Annotated in this window: 18 protein-coding genes; 8 read left to right on the plus strand and 10 right to left on the minus strand. The window is 40.4% G+C overall.

What is annotated here, in order from left to right:
* Positions 1–15 precede the first annotated feature (15 nt).
* The 3 genes from DYH63_RS18100 (at position 16) to DYH63_RS21660 (ending at position 3,341) form a co-directional block, all read left to right on the plus strand.
* Complete coding sequence (locus DYH63_RS18100; protein ID WP_116790134.1) at positions 16–2,136, plus strand: Tex family protein; 2,121 nt, start codon at positions 16–18, stop codon at positions 2,134–2,136.
* Between the two features lie 436 nt (positions 2,137–2,572).
* Positions 2,573–2,923, plus strand: a complete 351-nt coding sequence (locus DYH63_RS18105) for a PadR family transcriptional regulator (protein ID WP_116790135.1) — start codon at positions 2,573–2,575, stop codon at positions 2,921–2,923.
* The gene (locus DYH63_RS21660) at positions 2,907–3,341 is read left to right on the plus strand and encodes a hypothetical protein (RefSeq protein ID WP_240409033.1); all 435 of its coding nucleotides are present in this window, start codon (positions 2,907–2,909) and stop codon (positions 3,339–3,341) included. The genes DYH63_RS18105 and DYH63_RS21660 overlap by 17 nt, the downstream gene beginning before the upstream one ends.
* Before the next feature lie 625 nt (positions 3,342–3,966).
* On the opposite strand, the gene DYH63_RS18115 is transcribed toward DYH63_RS21660, so the two are convergent.
* Positions 3,967–4,350, minus strand: coding sequence for a hypothetical protein (locus DYH63_RS18115; RefSeq protein ID WP_116790136.1), 384 nt, complete (start codon positions 4,348–4,350; stop codon positions 3,967–3,969).
* Between the two features lie 366 nt (positions 4,351–4,716).
* Here DYH63_RS18115 and DYH63_RS18120 point away from each other — a divergent pair, with 366 nt between their 5' ends.
* Positions 4,717–5,868, plus strand: a complete 1,152-nt coding sequence (locus DYH63_RS18120) for an aminotransferase class I/II-fold pyridoxal phosphate-dependent enzyme (RefSeq protein ID WP_116790137.1) — start codon at positions 4,717–4,719, stop codon at positions 5,866–5,868.
* On the opposite strand, the gene DYH63_RS18125 is transcribed toward DYH63_RS18120, so the two are convergent.
* A complete protein-coding gene (locus DYH63_RS18125) occupies positions 5,843–7,015 on the minus strand; it encodes an AI-2E family transporter (protein ID WP_116790138.1) in 1,173 nt (390 codons plus the stop codon). The two genes, DYH63_RS18120 and DYH63_RS18125, sit on opposite strands and share 26 nt — an antisense overlap.
* Positions 7,016–7,466: 451 nt before the next feature.
* Here DYH63_RS18125 and DYH63_RS18130 point away from each other — a divergent pair, with 451 nt between their 5' ends.
* A complete protein-coding gene (locus tag DYH63_RS18130) occupies positions 7,467–7,784 on the plus strand; it encodes a DUF2007 domain-containing protein (protein WP_240409034.1) in 318 nt (105 codons plus the stop codon).
* Between the two features lie 106 nt (positions 7,785–7,890).
* Here DYH63_RS18130 and DYH63_RS18135 read toward each other — a convergent pair whose 3' ends face one another.
* Positions 7,891–9,183 carry an aminopeptidase P family protein gene (locus DYH63_RS18135; protein ID WP_116790139.1) on the minus strand — a complete coding sequence of 431 codons (1,293 nt, stop codon included), beginning with the start codon at positions 9,181–9,183 and terminating at the stop codon, positions 7,891–7,893.
* Between the two features lie 188 nt (positions 9,184–9,371).
* Here DYH63_RS18135 and DYH63_RS21385 point away from each other — a divergent pair, with 188 nt between their 5' ends.
* The 3 genes from DYH63_RS21385 to DYH63_RS18145 all read left to right on the plus strand — a co-directional run bounded on the left by DYH63_RS21385 (position 9,372) and on the right by DYH63_RS18145 (position 10,812).
* On the plus strand, positions 9,372–9,533 hold the full coding sequence (locus DYH63_RS21385) for a hypothetical protein (RefSeq protein ID WP_162927086.1): 162 nt from the start codon (positions 9,372–9,374) through the stop codon (positions 9,531–9,533).
* A gap of 35 nt (positions 9,534–9,568) precedes the next feature.
* The gene (gene recO / locus DYH63_RS18140) at positions 9,569–10,279 is read left to right on the plus strand and encodes a DNA repair protein RecO (RefSeq protein WP_116790140.1); all 711 of its coding nucleotides are present in this window, start codon (positions 9,569–9,571) and stop codon (positions 10,277–10,279) included.
* 179 nt (positions 10,280–10,458) lie between these two features.
* Complete coding sequence (locus tag DYH63_RS18145) at positions 10,459–10,812, plus strand: hypothetical protein (protein ID WP_116790141.1); 354 nt, start codon at positions 10,459–10,461, stop codon at positions 10,810–10,812.
* A gap of 2 nt (positions 10,813–10,814) precedes the next feature.
* Here the strand turns inward: DYH63_RS18145 and DYH63_RS18150 are convergent, their stop codons facing one another.
* The 7 genes from DYH63_RS18150 to DYH63_RS18180 all read right to left on the minus strand — a co-directional run bounded on the left by DYH63_RS18150 (position 10,815) and on the right by DYH63_RS18180 (position 18,488).
* The gene (locus DYH63_RS18150; RefSeq protein WP_116790142.1) at positions 10,815–12,332 is read right to left on the minus strand and encodes a hypothetical protein; all 1,518 of its coding nucleotides are present in this window, start codon (positions 12,330–12,332) and stop codon (positions 10,815–10,817) included.
* Positions 12,333–12,400: 68 nt separating this feature from the next.
* A complete protein-coding gene (locus DYH63_RS18155) occupies positions 12,401–13,036 on the minus strand; it encodes a hypothetical protein (protein WP_116790143.1) in 636 nt (211 codons plus the stop codon).
* Entirely contained in the window at positions 13,033–13,536 is a 504-nt protein-coding gene (locus tag DYH63_RS18160) for a glycoside hydrolase family 73 protein (RefSeq protein WP_116790144.1), read from the minus strand. The genes DYH63_RS18155 and DYH63_RS18160 overlap by 4 nt, the downstream gene beginning before the upstream one ends.
* The gene (locus DYH63_RS18165; RefSeq protein WP_116790145.1) at positions 13,523–14,059 is read right to left on the minus strand and encodes a phage holin family protein; all 537 of its coding nucleotides are present in this window, start codon (positions 14,057–14,059) and stop codon (positions 13,523–13,525) included. Before DYH63_RS18165 ends, DYH63_RS18160 begins: the two co-directional genes overlap by 14 nt.
* Positions 14,060–14,144: 85 nt before the next feature.
* Positions 14,145–15,812 carry a BspA family leucine-rich repeat surface protein gene (locus tag DYH63_RS18170; protein WP_116790146.1) on the minus strand — a complete coding sequence of 556 codons (1,668 nt, stop codon included), beginning with the start codon at positions 15,810–15,812 and terminating at the stop codon, positions 14,145–14,147.
* A 1-nt stretch (position 15,813) separates the two neighbouring features.
* Positions 15,814–18,015, minus strand: coding sequence for a hypothetical protein (locus tag DYH63_RS18175; RefSeq protein WP_116790147.1), 2,202 nt, complete (start codon positions 18,013–18,015; stop codon positions 15,814–15,816).
* Positions 18,016–18,017: 2 nt separating this feature from the next.
* Positions 18,018–18,488 carry a DUF6712 family protein gene (locus DYH63_RS18180; RefSeq protein ID WP_116790148.1) on the minus strand — a complete coding sequence of 157 codons (471 nt, stop codon included), beginning with the start codon at positions 18,486–18,488 and terminating at the stop codon, positions 18,018–18,020.

Here is an 18,488-nt window from a genome sequence, read left to right on the forward strand (position 1 = left end):
CATATTATAAAAACCATGACAAACATTCAATATATATCCGGACAGGTAACTGCCCCGGCAAAAAGCATCGAAGCCACACTAAAATTACTTTCAGAAGACTGCACCATACCCTTTATTTCCCGCTACCGTAAAGATGCTACCGGCAACCTCGATGAGGTAGTTATAGAGCAGATAGCCAAGCTGAGCCAGGTGTATGACGCCATTGTAAAACGCAAGGATGCCATTATAAAAAGCATACAGGAGCAAAACGCCCTTACGCCGGAACTTGGTACTAAGATTAACCAAAGCTTTGACCTTACCGAACTGGAAGACCTGTACCTGCCGTACAAAAAGAAAAAGAAAACCCGTGCCGATGCCGCCCGCGAAAAAGGGCTGGAACCACTGGCTAAAATAATAATGGCGCAAAATGCCGATGATGTCGACTTTATCGCCGCCAAATACCTGAACGATAAAGTAGCCAATGAAGACGAGGCACTACAGGGGGCACGCGACATCATAGCGGAATGGATCAATGAGAACGTGTACATACGCAAATCGCTGCGCCGCATCTTTGGGCGCAAAGCAGCCATTACAACCAAGATCGCCAAGGATGCCGACCCTGAGAAAGCCAAGAAATTTGAGCAATACCTGGACTGGAGCGAGAACCTTACTAAAGCGCCATCGCACCGCCTGCTTGCCATGCTGCGTGCCGAGAATGAGGGCGTGATTAAATTTAAGGTTGAGGTAGACAACGAGGAGGCCATCGACCTGATGGAGCAAACCGTTATTAAGAACAAGCGCGACACTGCCACCCAGCTTAAAAAGGCCATAGACGACAGCTACAAACGCCTGCTGGCTCCGGCCATAAGCAATGAGGTTTTGGCCGAAGCCAAAGCCAAGGCAGATGCTACCGCCATTCAGGTTTTTGCGGGTAATTTAGGGCAGCTGTTGCTTGCACCGCCGTTGGGTCAAAAACGCATTCTGGCTATCGACCCGGGCTTCCGCAGCGGATGCAAAGTAGTGTGCCTTGACGAACAGGGCGGACTGCTGTATAACGAAACCATATTTCCGCATGCGCCTCAAAATGAGAGTGCCATTGCCATGAAAAAAATTCGTTCTATGGTTAACGCTTATAAGATTGACGCTATATCGATAGGCAACGGCACCGCCAGCCGTGAGACGGAGCATTTCATTAAAAAAATAGCTTGGGATAAACCCGTACAGGTGTTTATTGTGAGTGAAGCCGGGGCTTCGGTATATTCTGCGTCAAAAATCGCGAGGGATGAGTTCCCTAAATACGATGTTACCGTTAGGGGTGCGGTGTCTATTGGGCGTCGCCTGAGCGACCCGCTTGCCGAACTCGTTAAGATAGAGCCTAAAGCTATAGGTGTGGGGCAGTACCAGCACGACGTAGACCAGAGCCAGCTTAAAGATGAGCTGGATACCGTGGTAATGCGCTGCGTAAACTCGGTGGGCGTAAACCTAAACACGGCGAGTAAGTCGCTGTTAGGATACGTATCTGGAATAGGGGAGAAGCTTGCCGAAAATATAGTTACCTACAGGAGCGAGAACGGCCCGTTTGAAGATCGCAAGCAGCTTAAAAAAGTGCCAAGGCTGGGCGAGAAGGCCTATCAGCAGGCAGCGGCGTTTGTACGTATCCCGAATGCAAAAAACCCGCTTGATAACAGTGCTGTGCATCCGGAAGCGTATGCCATTGTAGAAAAAATGGCAAAAGACCTGAAACTAAAAACCAGCGACCTTGTTTCTAACAAAGACGCCATTAAAAAAATAAACGTAGACAGCTATGTAACGCCACAAGTGGGCAAACTTACGCTACAGGATATACTAAAGGAACTTGAAAAACCGGGCCTTGACCCGCGCAAAGCTGCTAAGGTTTTTGAGTTTGACCCTAACGTAAAATTAATGGCCGACTTGCGCACGGGCATGGTGCTGCCGGGTATTGTAAACAACATTACTAACTTTGGCTGCTTTGTAGACATAGGTATTAAAGAGAGTGGCCTAGTGCACATTTCTCAACTTAAAGAGGGCTTTGTAAGCGATGTAAATGAGGTGGTAAAGCTGCACCAGCACGTTACCGTTAAAGTTACCGAAGTAGATGAAGCCAGGAAACGTGTGGCATTGACGATGATTCTTTAGTTTGGTTGATGGTTGTCAGTTGCCGGTTGTTGGGAGCTTCGCTCAGGTGTTGTTTCGTAGGTTGTCGTCCTGACCTGCCTTTTGCCGGCCGGCAAGCGATAGGAAGCATCTTAAAGTTGTACCGAGGTTTTCCATGCCGACCGCAGCGCAGCGGAGTGGAGGTATCTCAAAAAGGAGCCAGCCTTGCCTGCCGGCAGGCGCGGATGCTCCGTATTCACGATTAATACGCATTTAAACAGGCGCGAAGCTATTGCCCTCTCAGATGGGTGCCCGTAGAGCAAGGTGGTTAACATACAAGCTAAGTAACAGAAATCACAATAATATATTTTACTCTAAAGCCTTGCTGTTGCAGGGCTTTTCTTATTATTAGCCATAGCACTAAAAAAATATTTTACACTTTTTGTAAATACATTTAAATAAAATGTATATTTGTACTATGTATAGTAAAGAACTCACTAAAGGAACCCTGCAGCCCATTATTTTAAAGCTGCTAAGCGATAGCGAAAAGATGTATGGGTATGAAATTACCCAAAAGGTAAAAGAACTTACGCAAGGTAAGATAGACATCTCTGAAGGTGCGCTGTACCCTATACTGCACAAGCTTGAGGCAGATGGGATACTGGAAACCGAAAAGGTGTATATAGGTAAACGCGTGCGTAAATATTACACAGTAACGGGTAGCGGAAAAACTGCTGCCGAAAATGTTACCCGTGAAATATCTGACTTTATAAAGACCCTGTCGATAATTTTTAACCAAAAACAACCTGCGCATGATACTATCGGATGATCAGGTAACATACATAGAGAATAGCCTTACCCAGTATGGCGTTATAGAAACAGAACTTAATGAAGGCCTTACCGACCATATTTGCACGTACATAGAAAATGGCGATCATACAGATTTCCAAATAGCATATAATGAGGCGCTGCAAAAGTTTGGCGGGCAGTTTGGGTTGTTTGCCCTACAGCGCCAAACGTTTTATGCAGTAGCGCTAAAAAAGATTCTGCGCCGCAAAAAACTACAGTTTATAGTAGGTTTTTTAGCTGCATTTTTAATTAGTACCGCACTAATATTTAAGCTTATGCACTGGCCGTATGCGGGGCTGCTAATTTTTATAGGCTTTATAATATTAAACTTTGGCTTCCTGCCGCTGTTTTTTTATAATCGCTATAAAAGTTCAAAAAATAAATTATTCATCAATTAAATATCATCAATCATGAATCGAGCAGTTAATCTATTTGGCTTTTTAGCCGCATTTACCCTTAGCACGGGTTTCTTGTTTAAACTTATGCACTGGCCGTTTGCAGGTATAATTGTATTTACGGGTTTTATGTTGCTCAATTTTGGGTTTTTACCCACTTTCTTTTATCAACGGGCAAAAACTGCCTAAAACACGAAAGCCGCTTATAATGAGCGGCTTTTTTGTGATCAATTTTTAATTTTAAAATGACTTAGATAAAAACACGATACATGCCCAAAATACCCAGGGAATACAATTAATCAGTAGCCACCAGTATTTGTTATGCTCTTTAAAGTTTACAACCCTTAAAATGTATACAGCGTTAATAAACGAAGCCAAAAGACTTATTAAATGCAATGAAATTACAATGATAAAGAAAGCTTTTTTATTTATTAAAAATGAAAAAGTACGCAGTAATTGAGCAATTATAAACCCAAGGGTAAAGAGTGCCAGCACCCAAAAAGTGTTGGTCTTATAACTGCTGAATTTTAAATTCAAAGCATTTACTAGACTATTTATTTTTTGATTTTCTTTCATAAATACTGATACATACGGTTACAGTCATACATAGACCGGTGAAAATATATGGCTAGCTTTTTTCTTGTAGATACTTAAAATAAGCCTTAAAACTTACAGATGCATTAAGATGGTACACAGCCATGCCGTAGATGAGTATCATTAACAGTATAGCTATATGTGCCGGCCAGGTTAGCACAAATAATGAGATTATCCCTAAAAATATCGCCAGGGTACAGAGTATCGTGAGCATTACCCTTGCCCAGTTTTTACCCTGAAAAACAAAGTACATTATTAAAATTGTAAACCCAAAGCGGACAATCTGCTGAATGAGTTTTTTGGTGTCTAAAAATTCTAATGGAAGCTGATAGGTAACTATTGTGAAGATGGAAATTAACAGTATACCTGCAAATATGCGTATTGTAATATTTCTTCCCGTAATTTGTAAATGGTTCATTGTCTATCGCTTTGGTTGGTGCGTAAAAATATAAAAACTGTATAATACCATAACCGAAAAAGTTTCAAAATGATACCGGGATAAGATTGATTGTAGAATTACAAATTCAATTTTTTTGATTCAGGCTCAATTTAGAATATTCTCCATATTTAACCCTCACATAACTCTAATATCAAATTTTAATATTTGCATTGCCACTATGCGTTTGTAACAAAAACAGAATCAGGAGTTACACCTGTAACAGTGCTATTTCGCTTAACGGGTAGAAAGCGGTTTTGGTCGAAAGATAGCAGTATATTCATCTAAAATTTTAACATTTGCAGTATATCCTTTTATAACTTTGCGCGTCCTAAACCTGAATAGTGCATGATTGGAAAAATACCTGCATCGTTAACCGAAAAGCTTTCACGTCGTGAGATCGAAGAAACACTTCACATTCCCGGAGTGGTAGAACCCGGCATGGCCGATTTTTCGTCTAACGATTATCTGGGCCTGGCTGCTTCTACAGAACTTTTTGAGGCTACACACGCATTCATTATACAAAACAAGGTGGCTACCAGCGGTGCCACGGGTTCGCGTGTTCTAAGCGGAAGCCACAGCCTGTTTGAAGTAGCAGAAAAGTATATTGCCAATTATCATGAGGCCGAAGGTGCGCTGATATTCAATTCGGGCTATGATGCCAATGTAGGATTTTTTAGCAGTGTGCCCCAAAAGGGCGATGTGGTATTGTATGACGAGCACATACACGCCTCTATACGCGACGGATTGCGCCTTAGTGGTGCTACAGCCTATAAATTTCCGCACAACGATAAGGAGGCTTTATTTAACCTTGTAGAGCGCTATCGCCCCAAGGCTGGCGAACTCTATATTGTTACAGAAGCTGTTTTTTCGATGGATGGCGATACTCCAAACCTTGCTGCTTTTGTAGAAATTACAGAAAAATACCGCTGCCGCCTTGTGGTAGATGAGGCACATGCTGTAGGTGTTTTTGGCGAAAAAGGTGAAGGCTTGCTACAGGCATACGGGCTGCATAACAAAGTATTTGCCCGAATTATAACCTTTGGTAAGGCATTGGGTTGCCACGGTGCTGCTGTACTGGGACCCGAAGAACTTATTAAATACCTGGCTAACTTTGCGCGTAGTTTTATTTATACAACAGCATTACCGCCACACTCGCTGGCTACCATCATATCGGCGTATAAAATTCTTGAGTCGTCGCCTGAGAAACTTACCCAGCTGCACGACATTACCATGTTTTTTAAAGGAGAAACAGAACGCTGTAACCTTAAATTCATACTTAGCTTTAGCACCATTCATTGTATTGCAGTGCCGGGTGTTGGTAAAGCAAAAAAAATTGCTGCCACATTACAACGTGCAGGCTTTAGTGTAAAGCCATTACTGGAACCCCGGGTACCGGCAGGGCAGGAGCGCCTGCGCTTTTGCATTCATGCGTTTAATACCAAGAGAGAAATTTCTACCATGATGGATATCCTTACTCAGGCCCTTCGCTTTTCATAACTTTTTTAGCCTCGGCATCACTTTTTTGGTCGCGCTCTTTTTCGGCGGGTCCTCGCTTGCTTTTGCGCTCACGCCGTTTAAACCAGTTGCTGTCTTCTTCGCCAAAGAGGTAGGCATAGGGCTGCGTATCAGGGCTTAGCTCAAAGAGCTTCTTCATTATGGCTATGGTAGGTATTATAAGTATCATGCCCACAATACCCCAAATGGCACCGCCTACAAGCAGGCCTATAAAAGTTACCAGCGCGTTGAGGTTTACATTACTACCCGTAATTTTTGGCGTAAGGAACGCCCCTTCTAGCAACTGTATGCAGGTAAAGGCTACTACTACCGCTATGGGGTAAAAAAGACTGTCTTTAGTTACCAGTGCAAAGAAAAAAGGCAATACCGCACCCAGCGTAGGCCCCAGGTACGGAATGATGTTTAGCATACCGGCCAGTACCCCAAAAAAGATAGCGTGCTTAATGCCGAGTGAAAACAGTATCCCCGTGTTTACAATAGCAAGAATGCACATTACCTTACCGGCACCCATAATGTAGGCGTGTACGATCTTGCGGATGGAGGTAAGCTTACGCAATAAAAAATCGTTATCCTGGCGTCGGAATACCTTGGTTACAAACACAGCAAGATGGTCGCGGTATATTAACAGGAAAAATATAAACACGGGCAGCAGTATGATATCGCTCAGGGTATCAAACATATTGAATATCATTTTTGTAGGACTTGTATTTTCAGGCCCTACAATGGCTACCGCCTTTTTAACCTCAAACCCGTGAGGCATTCCCAGGTCTGTACCCAGGTTATCTTTTGCCCATTTGTTTGCTTCTATTACAAAGCCGTTTATTTTTTCAGACAGTCCATCGCCCAGGTCAGCCCTGAATCCCTTTACCTGAAGATAAATAAAAAACAGTATGCCACTTATCAATGCTATAAAGGTAAGCAGTACTACAGCTGCCGAAATAGATCTTGGTATCTTTCTGCGTTCGAGTGCGTTGCATGGTGCAGTAAGCAGCATGGCGATATAACCAGATACGAGCAGGGGTACAAGCAGCCCCTTAGCCATGATCATAAAAAATATGATCATGATGATGAGCAGCCCAATAAACACCGTGCGTACATAGGGAGGTAACTTAAGTTCGGCCTGTTCCATGATGAGTTAGATTATTCTCTCAAAATTAACAAGATTAGCCGCCTTAAAATGGTAAGGATATACTAAAGTATTGATAATAAGCACATGATTGTTTTAACATTATTTAATAAGCCTATTGCAAGTTATAGGGCAGATATTTAAGCAATAATTATAATGTAAATAAAACCCATGTGTCTTAAAGTGTTAAATCAGAACAAATCTACCTTAAAATATAAGGGCAGGTTGTAAAATGTAGCTACATTTGTTGCTCGAACCCTCGAATTCCTCCTTGCTGTCACGATCATTATATGATGTCTGACAGGGGGAGGTTTTCTTTTTTACAAAACCTGTATTACAATCTTCGCTACCTTTACAATATGGAACACGCATTTAAAAAAATAGCCACATTTCAGTATTCGGCATAGGCCATGATAACAAAAGGCAGGCTGGAAGCCGATGGCATAGAGGTTTTATGGCCGATAGCATGACGGTAGATACAGATCCGTTAATAAGCAATGCCATAGGCGGTGTGAAGCTATATGTACGCACAGAAGATACCGAAAGGGCAGAGGCATCGTTAGCAGAGATTAGCCGCTATTCTGTAGACAATAAAGGCAACAGCATTGTATGCCCTGAGTGCGGCAGTACTAAGGTAGAACTTATGACAACGGTTAAAGACAGCAAAGGCTTTCTGGGGTTTATATTTGGTATATTTCTGGGTACACTTCCACCTGTTATGAAACACAAACAACACTGCGATAACTGCGGACATGAGTTTGATTTGAAGTAAATGAAAAAGCCAACCCGAAGGCTGGCTTTTGTGTGTATTTATTTTATGTCGAAAAGGGATGGCTGAGTAAGCAACTTTATAACTTTTGACTTTAAAACTTTATGACCTAGCTATTCATAAGCGTTTCTATCTCCTCTGCCTCAATAGGGATGTTGCCCATCAGGTTAAACGGTTCGCCGCTAGGCTGTACCACTACGTTATCTTCCAGGCGAATGCCAAAGCCCTCTGCCGGAATGTAAATGCCGGGTTCTACGGTAAACACCATGTTGGCTTCCATAGGCAGGTGCAACAGGCCATAATCGTGGGTATCTAACCCCATGTGGTGGCTGGTGCCGTGCATAAAGTATTTTTTATAAGCAGGCCATGCAGGGTCTTCGTTCTGCACATCGGCTTTATTTAAAAGGCCAAGGCCAAGGAGTTCGCTGGTCATGATCTTGCCCACCTCTATGTGGTACTGTTTCCACAACGTACCCGGAGTAAGCAATTTGGTAGCTTCGTTCTTTACGCGCAGTACGGCATTATAAACCTGACGCTGGCGTGGCGAGAAACGACCATTTACAGGAATGGTACGGCTAAGGTCTGAACTGTAATTAGCATACTCTGCAGCAACGTCAAGCAATATTAAATCGCCGTCTTTACACTGCTGGTTGTTCTCGATATAATGCAGCACATTAGCATTGTTACCCGCTGCTATTATTGGTGTGTATGCAAAGCCTTTACTACGGTTACGCACAAACTCATGAATAAGTTCTGCCTCCAGTTCATACTCCCAAACGCCGGGTTTTGTAAAGCCCAGAAGTCGGCGGAAGCCTTTTTCGGTAATGTTACACGCATTTTGTATCAGGTCCAGTTCTTCCTGTTCTTTAACAGAGCGCAGGCGTTGCAGTATTGGGTTGCTTTTAGCTACCTGGTGTGCAGGGTATTTGTCTTTCCACCATTTAATAAAGCGTGCTTCGCGCGTTTCTGTCTCTACAGATGAGCGGTAGTGCTCATTGGTATTTACATAAATGGTATCGCAATAGGTCATTACCTCAAACAAGTTTTTTTCAAAATCCTTAAGCCATACAATGTTTTTGATGCCGCTAACTTGGGTAGCGCGCTGCTTAGTCAGCTTTTCGCCTTCCCAAACGGCAATATGCTCGTTAGTTTCACGCAGGAAGAGAATCTCGCGCAGGTGTTCATACGGCGCATCCGGGCACAGCAGGAGAATGGACTCTTCCTGGTCGGCACCACTTAGGTAAAATATGTCTCGGTGCTGGGCAAACGGCAGGGTACTGTCGGCACTCACGGGGTAAATATCATTAGAGTTGAATACGGCAACACTCTTAGGCTTCATTTCGGCCATAAACTTTTTACGGTTTTTGATAAAGAGGCTGCTGGGTATCTGGTGGTATTTCATGATGAATGAATTTTTTTATTTGCGATACCAAATTTACGGAGAATTGGGGGAATGGGGGTAAGGGTTGGGAATTTTAATATATTTATGTCAGAAATGCCAAACTATATATAAAAAATGAAACCCAGTCGCTTGAATTTCTTCAGTGGCTACCGGGAATAAGATGTGGCAAGATATAAAAAATCAGTAGTATGAACATCAAAGCCATAAATACAGAAGAAGATTATAAGGCTGCATTAGAACGTCTTGAGGTTATTTTTGATGCGATCCCGGGTACACCTGAAGGTAAAGAAGTAGAAATGCTTGGAATATTGATAGAGAATTATGAAAATGAGCATTATCCAATGGATTAGATAATTCTATCTTTGCTTATCATTACTCTATAACAATGCTTATAAAAACCCGTGCCATAGTAATTAGTGCCCTGCGCTACCAGGAAAAAAGCCTGGTGGTAAAATGCTTTACGCAAAGCAGCGGCCTTAAAAGCTACTACGTGCGCGATGCATTCTCATCTAAAAAAAGCACGCAAAAAACTATTTACTTCCGCCCGCTGAACATACTGGAAATAGAGGCGTCGCATAAAGACAAAGGTACGCTGGAGTATTTTAAAGAAGTGCGTATGGCTTACCCATACCACACCCTGAATACCGATATTACTAAGACTACCGTAGCACTGTTTGTAAGTGAAATGCTGCACCACTGCATAAAAGAAGAGGAGCAGAATGAAAGCCTGTATGCTTTTCTGGAAACTGCTTTGTTGTGGCTCGATGGGCACGATGGTACCGCTAACTTTCACCTTATACTGCTTATGGAACTAACCAAGTTCCTGGGCTTTTACCCTAATGGAGATGATAACCATCCCTATTTTGAAATGACCGAAGGCGTGTTTATGCCTTACCACGGTATTACCTGCCTTACGACTGAAGATACTGCACTGCTGCGCCGTCTTATGGCGCTAAAGCTTGATAACAGCACGAAGGCTTTTCATGTTACCGAAAGACAGGCATTGCTTAAAATACTGTTAGATTATTATGCCTTTCACCTTGATGGTTTCCGCAGGCCAAAGTCGCTGGAAGTATTGAGGGAAGTGTTTAGTTAGGGTTATATGTGGATTTGAAAAGCCTTTTGGGATATCATTATCGAAGACGAAGTAATCGAATTTATTATAACAAAATAATTTATATTTGTTTGCCAAACCGAAATCAAACTACCCTGAAATATTTCATTTACATACTATATCGTTATTATAAAAATAGTAAACATAACCATGATATTGCCATGTTTATGGCAATATTGTCTTTTACCGGATTTTTTTATTTGAATGTGATTTCGGTTTTGCTGATTTCAGGTTCTCTTACTAAAATTGCATCATTTGGTTTATCGCAAATACCCAATATTAATTGGCTTTATGTAAATATGGGATTTTATTTTTTAGCCTGTGTGATTATTGGTGTTTTTATACGTGAAAAGAATATGACTGGGCTGGATAAAAAGTATAAGAGTTTGCATGGATGGTTAATGCTGCTTTATTTTATAAGTTCGTTCTTTTTCTTCTCGTTTGCAGCCACACATAAACCCGAAGAACAAAATCGACCCGAAGAAATTTTTATAGAAGTGCCAAGACGTAAATAACATTACTTAATATAACCACTTAATTCAGTCTTAGACATCTCTAAAGGCTTATCCACTTTGTTATGTATTGTGCCATTTTTACTGATGATGGTAAATGTAACCCCGCCATAACAAAACGCTTCAATCTTGTCGCTGCTAAACTGTTTTAATGTATTGGCATTTGTTTCAACAGGCATAAAGTAATGATTGCCTTTCCAGCTGTGGTCTATTATCCGCGCTGCCCAAAGGTTTTTATTGGTAAGCTTATCAATGCAGATGTTGATTATTTCGACATCATTATTCTTTTTAAAATTATTTACCGCCGGAATATTGTCAAGGATATACGCTCCGGCATATTCTGCCGACCAAAAGATGACCATTACATTTTTGTTTTGGTGCTTTTTAAGGAGGGTGGCAAATTTAGCGTCGTCAAGTGTTTGCGGTTCTGCCCCAAGTCTGTATTTTTTGTTTTGAAGTTCTGACTCTAGTATATTTTTAAAGCTGTTAATACGGGTAATGTATTTAGTGTTGGATCCGCTTTCTTTTAAATGGTTAATGTTATCTGCGGCATCCATTCCCATTGTCATATACGATGCAGCCAGGTTACTAAAGTACTGATCATAAACTTCTGAATTGAATTTTGTTTTGAGGTTAGTGCACACCCATAAAAGGTAATCATCCCATTTTATTGATGAATTCCAGTATTTAAAAGGCAGGGTGTTATTAGCGAATGTGCTTTTTAAATACTCATACTTAAGTATAAAATCTAAGGCTTCTTCGGTATTCCATGCGTTCAGATTCTGTATTTGGCTGTAGTATTCATGAGGAGTGAAGGCTTTAAATATGGAGCTGTTGAAATCGATATTTTGAGAGGCATATTTTTCTGTTTCACTAACCTCGTTGATAAAATTAACAAGGTGGAATTTTAGCAATCCCACCCTGTTTTTAAGAAAGCTTAACTCTTTTTCAGATAAAGGCGACTCTTTAATAATGCGTTCTAAAACTGCCCGGTTCTTTGCACCGGCTATTGCCCTGTCATTAGTGTTTTTCGCATAAACGGCATCTAAAAGGTGCAGCTGTGCGGCAATTGTACTGTCTGTTTTAGCAACAAATTTTTCGGGTGTCCAGTCATTTTCATATGGCTGATATTTAAACTGCTCCAGCCGTAGCATATTTATCTTTCCTGCTCCGCGCCCAGCCGCAAAAAAAGTACCGTGCGGGTCATTACCATCAAAATAAACTGTAAAAGCATCACCAATAAACAGGGGTAATGATATAAAGCTATTATTTACACTGATATTGTAAATGGCTCCGTCAGTTATATTTCCGGATTTAATTTTAAAAGTTCCTTTTGTACTTACCTGTGTACCTATGCTTTTAAAATTATCGAAGTTTAAATTGCCACGCATCCTGGGCTGGTGGATCAGGGTTACAAAGGCATCATTGGCATTTTTTGTATTGCCCTTAATGCTGATGCCGCTATGGGCATTAGCATTAAAAGTTACAGCAAACAAAGTAAGTGTAGTAAGGATATTCTTCATTAGATGGTTTAGCTTGGTATAAAGGTAACGACTGGGGCAATAATGTTATTGCCTTTTAAAGCTAATCTCTACCGGACGAGCAAAAATCCGCCTGCTAAACCAATGCCCAGCCACACATACCATTTTTTGTATATAGGTACAGGGAGGTTGACTTCGGCTGCCATAAGTGCCGTTACTTTAATATGCGGATTGGTATTGGTAACTTCTGTAAATACTGTTTCTTTCCCTAAAAACCATTTGCGTTTGGTGCCTGTAATTATTGTTGTAGTGTTAGGAAACGATAGGCTATCGAGTGTTATGCCCTTTTGGTCGGCTGTGTAACGAAAGCGGTACCAGGGTTTTTTAACCATACCATTGCGCCGGAAGATGCAGGGCACCGAGTCGTGGTACACTACATTAAGTGTATCGTAGCGGGTAAATGTTTTATATTTTATTACATGATACACTTTAGCATAGCTTTTTGTAAGTGCTGCCAGTTGACTGTCTTTTTTAAAGATGAGATCGTTAAGCAGGCTTTTATCAAGCTGTAATGTTTTTATGGCGGCAGTTTGTGTACCCAGAACATTGGTAAAATGCGCTACAGTATCAGTAAGGGTGCTAAGGTTTTTGCTTTCGCGTAAAATCTTTTTTCTGCATTGCCTTACCGAAAAAAGCAGAGCTAGTGTAAGCCCTGCTATAATGATGTTTGAGAAGTTTATTTTCATATTAAGTTGTCGATAGTTTTAGCAACTGCCTTTAACGTACCGGAATAGTTAGGTGCTGTGGCATAACCTGCTTTTGAAATAGCGTCGATAAACAAATAAGGATTGTGTTTTACGGTAAGTGCTTCGGTATACCGCTTGTTTTTCAGGAAAAAACGGGCATGGTCTGTAAAGCATTCTTCGGGTGAATCATACTTCCTGAAATAATCTTTTACTTTATAACGAAACATTTTTACACCATTTCTAACAATAGGCGTAACGCTTATTATGTGTGGAAATTTGAGGTCGGCGCGGCGGCTGTATTCGGTTGTGGTAAGCAGCTGTTCGTTACCGTTAATGCCGTCGGTATCTTTCACGCCAAAAAACATGTTACCGGGAGCCGCTTTGCCCCAGCCACTCTCAAGGGCAGCCTGGGCAAGTATGGCTATGGCAGATATTCCGGTTTTTGCCTCAGTTTGCCTGGCGTAGGGCAGGTATTGGTTTACAAATTCACTTTGGGTCATTTTTTAAGGTTGTGTACAAATCCCATGCTTTGGCAGCTACATTTTTTAGCTCAAGAATAATATCAAACCCCATGCGTTTTATATTTTCAAAAACAATGGAGTATGTTTCAATAATGCAGCAGAAGGCTACTACAATAGTAGTAAGGCTCATTTGTTTAAGCGCCTCGTGAGGACTGAATTCCTGTGCTATGAATGCCCATTCTATTCCCGCACCTATGAGTATGGCCATGCCATATGCACAAAACTTTACGATAGATATTCGCAGTTTTGATGATTGTATTGCGTATTGTTTTACGGCATTTCCAATCTTAGGAGGATTGTTTCTAAATTCGATACAGCTTGCCGCTATACCTGTAATAAAATCGGCCACAAACAACCCTGCGAGCAGCAACAACCCTTTTTGAATTGTTGTAAAATTAGCGGAAGCGATTAGTGGCGTAATACATACTGGTTTTTTATAAAACACGGTACTGGCCAAAAGTATTTTTTTAAATGGATTGAAAAATAATATGGATGGGTTCATAAAGTTACTTTGTCGAAGTCTTACAGATTCCCATAATATTTACATAACTTTTATAAGCAAGCTGTTTATTAGTCGTATCATTTTTCTATGTTATTCCGCCGTCGTTAATAGTCCAACCTTTAGTTCCGGTTAAAGTGTTGCGTGCGGCTAGTCCGGCAGAGGTATATTTTATAGTTCCAAAAGAAGTAACACGCCCCACTGCAATATTCTGCGATGCCCATGATATTAATAAATTATTATAATTAGTAGCGGAGTACTGACTTGCGGTCCTGCTAGCCATAAAATTTGCAAAATTTGTACAGGCAGATAAATTCCATGAAGACAGGTCTTGGTTAAAAGCCCCACCTACATTTGATATTACCAAAAACATTTGCTGCACTGATGTAACCTTAGATGTGTTCCAGTTATTAAGAGGTCTATTAAATACTGAATTCGCAAGGAATGTTTGGTATAAGCTAGTTACATTAGATGTATCCCAATTATTTAGTGGTTGGTTGAAAGAATTTGAAACTGCGAATGTTCCCTGTAACGAGGTAACTTTACTTATATCCCACATAGATATATCCTGGTTAAACGTATTATATCGTATAAATGTGGTATAAATCCCACAGAAAGTGTTTGCAAGCGTTACCACGTTCGACGTTTTCCAATTACTTAATGGCTGGTTAAAAGAAGAAGCTCCCTGGAATGTCGCTGCCATGCTTGTAACATTTGATATGTTCCAATTATTTAGTGGCTGGTTAAAAGTGATACACTGATAAAACATATTTCTTATTGATATTGCCGATGACATATTCCAAGTATCAAGTGGTTGATTATAAAAGGTGCTAAAAGAAAACATGTACCCAAAATCCGTTACTTTTGACACATCCCAATTACTAATGTTTTGGTTAAATTTCATATTATCCACCAAAACAGCATCTGCATCTGCCGAACCTCTAAACATATTATACATAGATGTTACCTTTGATGTATCCCAATTATTTAATGGCTGGTTAAAAGATTTAGCCCGGCCAAAGGTTTGAATCATGTTTGTAACATTAGAAGTGTCCCATGTATTTAGGGGCTGATTAAATTTATAACAGTAGCTAAATGCCTGTTGCATATTGGTAACTTTAGATGTATTCCAGTCAGCTACGCTCATATCAAAGTTCTCACACAAATAAAATGTTAAATATAGAGAGTTAACATTTTTAGTATCCCACGTGCCAATAGAATCATTGAAGTTCGTACATCCCCAGAAAGTTCCATATAAAGTAGTAATCTCGGAGACATCCCACTCATTAATTCTATTTATGGTAGAAAGAGAGCTACATCCTCTGAATAACTGATAAAGGCTTGTAATACCTTTTAAATTTAAAATATCATTAACCGTATTAAGAGTTAGGTTAGCACATCCAAAAAATGCCCCTAGCTGTTCTGTTCCTGTACCAATTTTTAAGCATCCCCATTTTTGAACATCCAGTATTTTTAATACATCTCCCTCATTATTAAATTGCCAGCCATCAATCAATCCTGTTATTTTTATTGTGTATGTACCCTCTGAGTTATATGTATGTGTCACTTCAAATTGTTCATAAGAAGTTATATGAGACTTACTGCCATCGCCCCATCTGACAGTAAAATTGTAATGGCCCGTAGCCACAAGTGGCAGCTTTACCTGTGTAGAAGTACTGCTTCCTGTAGAAGTGTTACTTGTTTTCCAGATACTGACAAAGGTCTTTGCTGCATTTGTAGATTTAATTATATTCATATTAGGCCTGTTCTAAGCGTCCGTAAAGTAAATATTTGTCGGTGCTGTAACTGTCAAGTCCAAATACAGCAAACTGGCCGGCGGTAAAGTGCGCATCATCCGAATAGACATTAATACTTGTGCCAGAGATGCATATTTGACCTGTACCCAATTGTTTACCTTCATATCTGTTACTTTCGTTTAATCCATCAGGAACAGTCAAAACAATAGGGTTGTTGGCTGTAAAATGCAGTATTTTTGAAGTATCTTCATTCTGTAATGTATATGAAGTTGCAGATATTACTTTAACGGCTTTTTTATAATTATTAAAATAATTATCTACGTATGTTTTTTGAGTGTAATCAAAATCAGTGATAATATTAGAAAAATCATTTCCTGCCGTAATGCCTCTGGATGTAGGATCACTAGTTGTGTAGGCAACATTTCCATCATTTGTAAAGCTAAAATTGTAATGATGATGATTTGTTGTGTTGATTTTTTTTAATGTTAAAGTGTCATTCTCGAATAACAAATAGTTTTCAATAGAGTTATCGTTCGATTTAGAGTAAACTTTTTTATTAACGGATATCTCAATATCACCAAGCACCGGTTTGTTTTGATTTGTTCCTGTAATGGGCACATAAAGGCCCTCAACATCGCTTACCATAGCAAATGTGTCGTCAGCTGTTTTTGCAGGTATGGTATAAGTCACTTCTGCAGGATGCGCTCCGGTAGGTGTTGCTCCAACAATATTTATGTTATAGCCTAATTTTTTAAATACAAAGCCTGCAGAGCTAACCACCAGTGTACCTAAGGCGCTTGCCCAACCTGTTATTTGGTTCAAAATTGTATTACCGGCACTATTTACAATATTCATGTCCGGCACAGGAGGCGTTTCGCTAGTTGGTCCGGTTGCAAACATTTCTTCTGTAAAATCAGCCATTGTACCTCCTCCATAAAAACCGGGCGTACCAATAAAACGCTGTGTATAACTAACAGCATTAGTCACATATACAAAATAGTATGCTTTCTCGGGGTCGCCAAAGTCATGTTCTGACACATTACCGGCCGTTAGAAAATCGCCATCGGTTACTGTACCTAAATCAACTGTAACGGTATTAACATCACCATCAATATCTGAAATAGTTAAAGTACGAATGTTCAGCAATTTTAAATCTAATTGCCCTATATATTCGCCACGATAACCCCAAGAACCAGCACCTCCTGTAAACAGGTATTGGTAAATTGAAATGATACCGTTTACATTTTCCTGTACCTGAAATATTACAGGAGCATTCAGTCCGTTAACCACAATAGGAAAGAAGCCACGTGGAAATGTTGTTGATTGAAAACCCGTAGCACTGTTTAAAGATTCGGCAACATTTTCAGTTGTAGCCGGCCTGCCCAAAGCCATAAAAAAATACTTTAGCAAAGGCATTACAACCGTTGGTATATTTTCGTCAAGCAACTGAAAATCATCTGCAATGCTCTGTAACTGTCCGGCTCCATAATTACCGGTATAGCCCGTCCAAAGGTAAGCCATTGCATTTCCGTTAACCGTGCCTTTAAAAATGGTATAACCGTCGGCTTGAGATTGTATAGTTAATGCAGGAGTGTGTGTATTTAACCATTGTGAAATGGTTTGTGTTCCGGAAATTACAAAAGGTATAATTTCTGTTCTGGGATCTGAATTAGCTGTGAAACTATCCCGATTAATAAATGTCAGGTTCTCATATGTAATTGGTGTTCCACCGGCACCATATGTACCCTTTCCTAAGCCGGTAAGAAGGTACTTTTCTGTTTTGCTATTAAAATAATCCTGTATGGCGAGGCAAGAAAATAATACATTTTCGGTATCTGAGACGGTAAAAGATTCGCCCGTGTTTATTTTGTTTACTATTGCAAATATATCATCTTGCATATCCACAAAATAGTATTGCACCTTAAAGATATTATCCTGGTTAATTTCGGCTACGTCGTTACCTAATGTACCGCGTGAGAATATTACCGAAAGCAAGGCCGACTGTAATGCCGCCGCTGTGTTAAACACCACGCCATCTACCCTGAATTCAGAATAGTGTTGCAATGGAACCAGCACATCACTACGTTCATAATTATTGAATATTTCAATTTTATCTCCCGCTACCCTCGATGCGTAATTTTTAAGGTATTCAATACCGTTAAGCAAAAAGCGCTTGTTGCTTATTGTGTTGATAATATTCATGATCAGCTAATTTTTTTAAGTCGAAATCCTGTGGTATGCTTGGCAGGGCAGCCAATGTAGTCAGGCTGAAGCGTGCGGATGAGGTAGTTCTTTACATTGCCCCATACCTGCTGGGCTGTCTCCCGGTTTAAGTTGTAAATGGTTTTTTTGGCTAATGGTTCTACAGGGCGGCTATTGTCAGAAAGTTTTTCTACTACAGAGAAAGGTGTATCCACGGCCGATGAAAACATCATATAACGGGCATATGCATAATAGCATAACACCATTTTAAGTCCGTAATTTGTGTAACTAATGCCCTCATGCTCATAAATGCCTCCCTCAAGCAAATCATCAAATTCCTGCGGGGCTGCAAGTATCTTGTTAAAAAGGCTTTCGCCGATGAGGGGCTGCAGGTCTAATAACTGGGCATCAAGTATCTGTTCATTAAGTTTATCGTCATGGGTAGTTTTAGCCAGCTGCTTATAGCGGGCCAT

This window comes from Flavobacterium psychrotrophum (assembly GCF_003403075.1).
GTDB lineage: Bacteria > Bacteroidota > Bacteroidia > Flavobacteriales > Flavobacteriaceae > Flavobacterium > Flavobacterium psychrotrophum.

Excerpts from the sequence above, each read along its gene's own strand:
- DYH63_RS21660 (WP_240409033.1), top strand. The coding sequence starts at position 2,907 with ATGATACTATCGGATGATCAGGTAACATACATAGAGAATAGCCTTACC.
- DYH63_RS18120 (WP_116790137.1), top strand. The coding sequence starts at position 4,717 with ATGATTGGAAAAATACCTGCATCGTTAACCGAAAAGCTTTCACGTCGT.
- DYH63_RS18125 (WP_116790138.1), bottom strand. The coding sequence starts at position 7,015 with ATGGAACAGGCCGAACTTAAGTTACCTCCCTATGTACGCACGGTGTTT.
- DYH63_RS18175 (WP_116790147.1), bottom strand. The coding sequence starts at position 18,015 with ATGAATATTATCAACACAATAAGCAACAAGCGCTTTTTGCTTAACGGT.
- DYH63_RS18145 (WP_116790141.1), top strand. The coding sequence starts at position 10,459 with ATGTTTATGGCAATATTGTCTTTTACCGGATTTTTTTATTTGAATGTG.
- DYH63_RS18105 (WP_116790135.1), top strand. The coding sequence starts at position 2,573 with ATGTATAGTAAAGAACTCACTAAAGGAACCCTGCAGCCCATTATTTTA.
- DYH63_RS18135 (WP_116790139.1), bottom strand. The coding sequence starts at position 9,183 with ATGAAATACCACCAGATACCCAGCAGCCTCTTTATCAAAAACCGTAAA.
- DYH63_RS18170 (WP_116790146.1), bottom strand. The coding sequence starts at position 15,812 with ATGAATATAATTAAATCTACAAATGCAGCAAAGACCTTTGTCAGTATC.
- recO (WP_116790140.1), top strand. The coding sequence starts at position 9,569 with ATGCTTATAAAAACCCGTGCCATAGTAATTAGTGCCCTGCGCTACCAG.
- DYH63_RS18165 (WP_116790145.1), bottom strand. The coding sequence starts at position 14,059 with ATGAACCCATCCATATTATTTTTCAATCCATTTAAAAAAATACTTTTG.
- DYH63_RS21385 (WP_162927086.1), top strand. The coding sequence starts at position 9,372 with ATGAACATCAAAGCCATAAATACAGAAGAAGATTATAAGGCTGCATTA.
- DYH63_RS18150 (WP_116790142.1), bottom strand. The coding sequence starts at position 12,332 with ATGAAGAATATCCTTACTACACTTACTTTGTTTGCTGTAACTTTTAAT.
- DYH63_RS18180 (WP_116790148.1), bottom strand. The coding sequence starts at position 18,488 with ATGGCCCGCTATAAGCAGCTGGCTAAAACTACCCATGACGATAAACTT.
- DYH63_RS18100 (WP_116790134.1), top strand. The coding sequence starts at position 16 with ATGACAAACATTCAATATATATCCGGACAGGTAACTGCCCCGGCAAAA.
- DYH63_RS18160 (WP_116790144.1), bottom strand. The coding sequence starts at position 13,536 with ATGACCCAAAGTGAATTTGTAAACCAATACCTGCCCTACGCCAGGCAA.
- DYH63_RS18115 (WP_116790136.1), bottom strand. The coding sequence starts at position 4,350 with ATGAACCATTTACAAATTACGGGAAGAAATATTACAATACGCATATTT.
- DYH63_RS18130 (WP_240409034.1), top strand. The coding sequence starts at position 7,467 with ATGGCCGATAGCATGACGGTAGATACAGATCCGTTAATAAGCAATGCC.
- DYH63_RS18155 (WP_116790143.1), bottom strand. The coding sequence starts at position 13,036 with ATGAAAATAAACTTCTCAAACATCATTATAGCAGGGCTTACACTAGCT.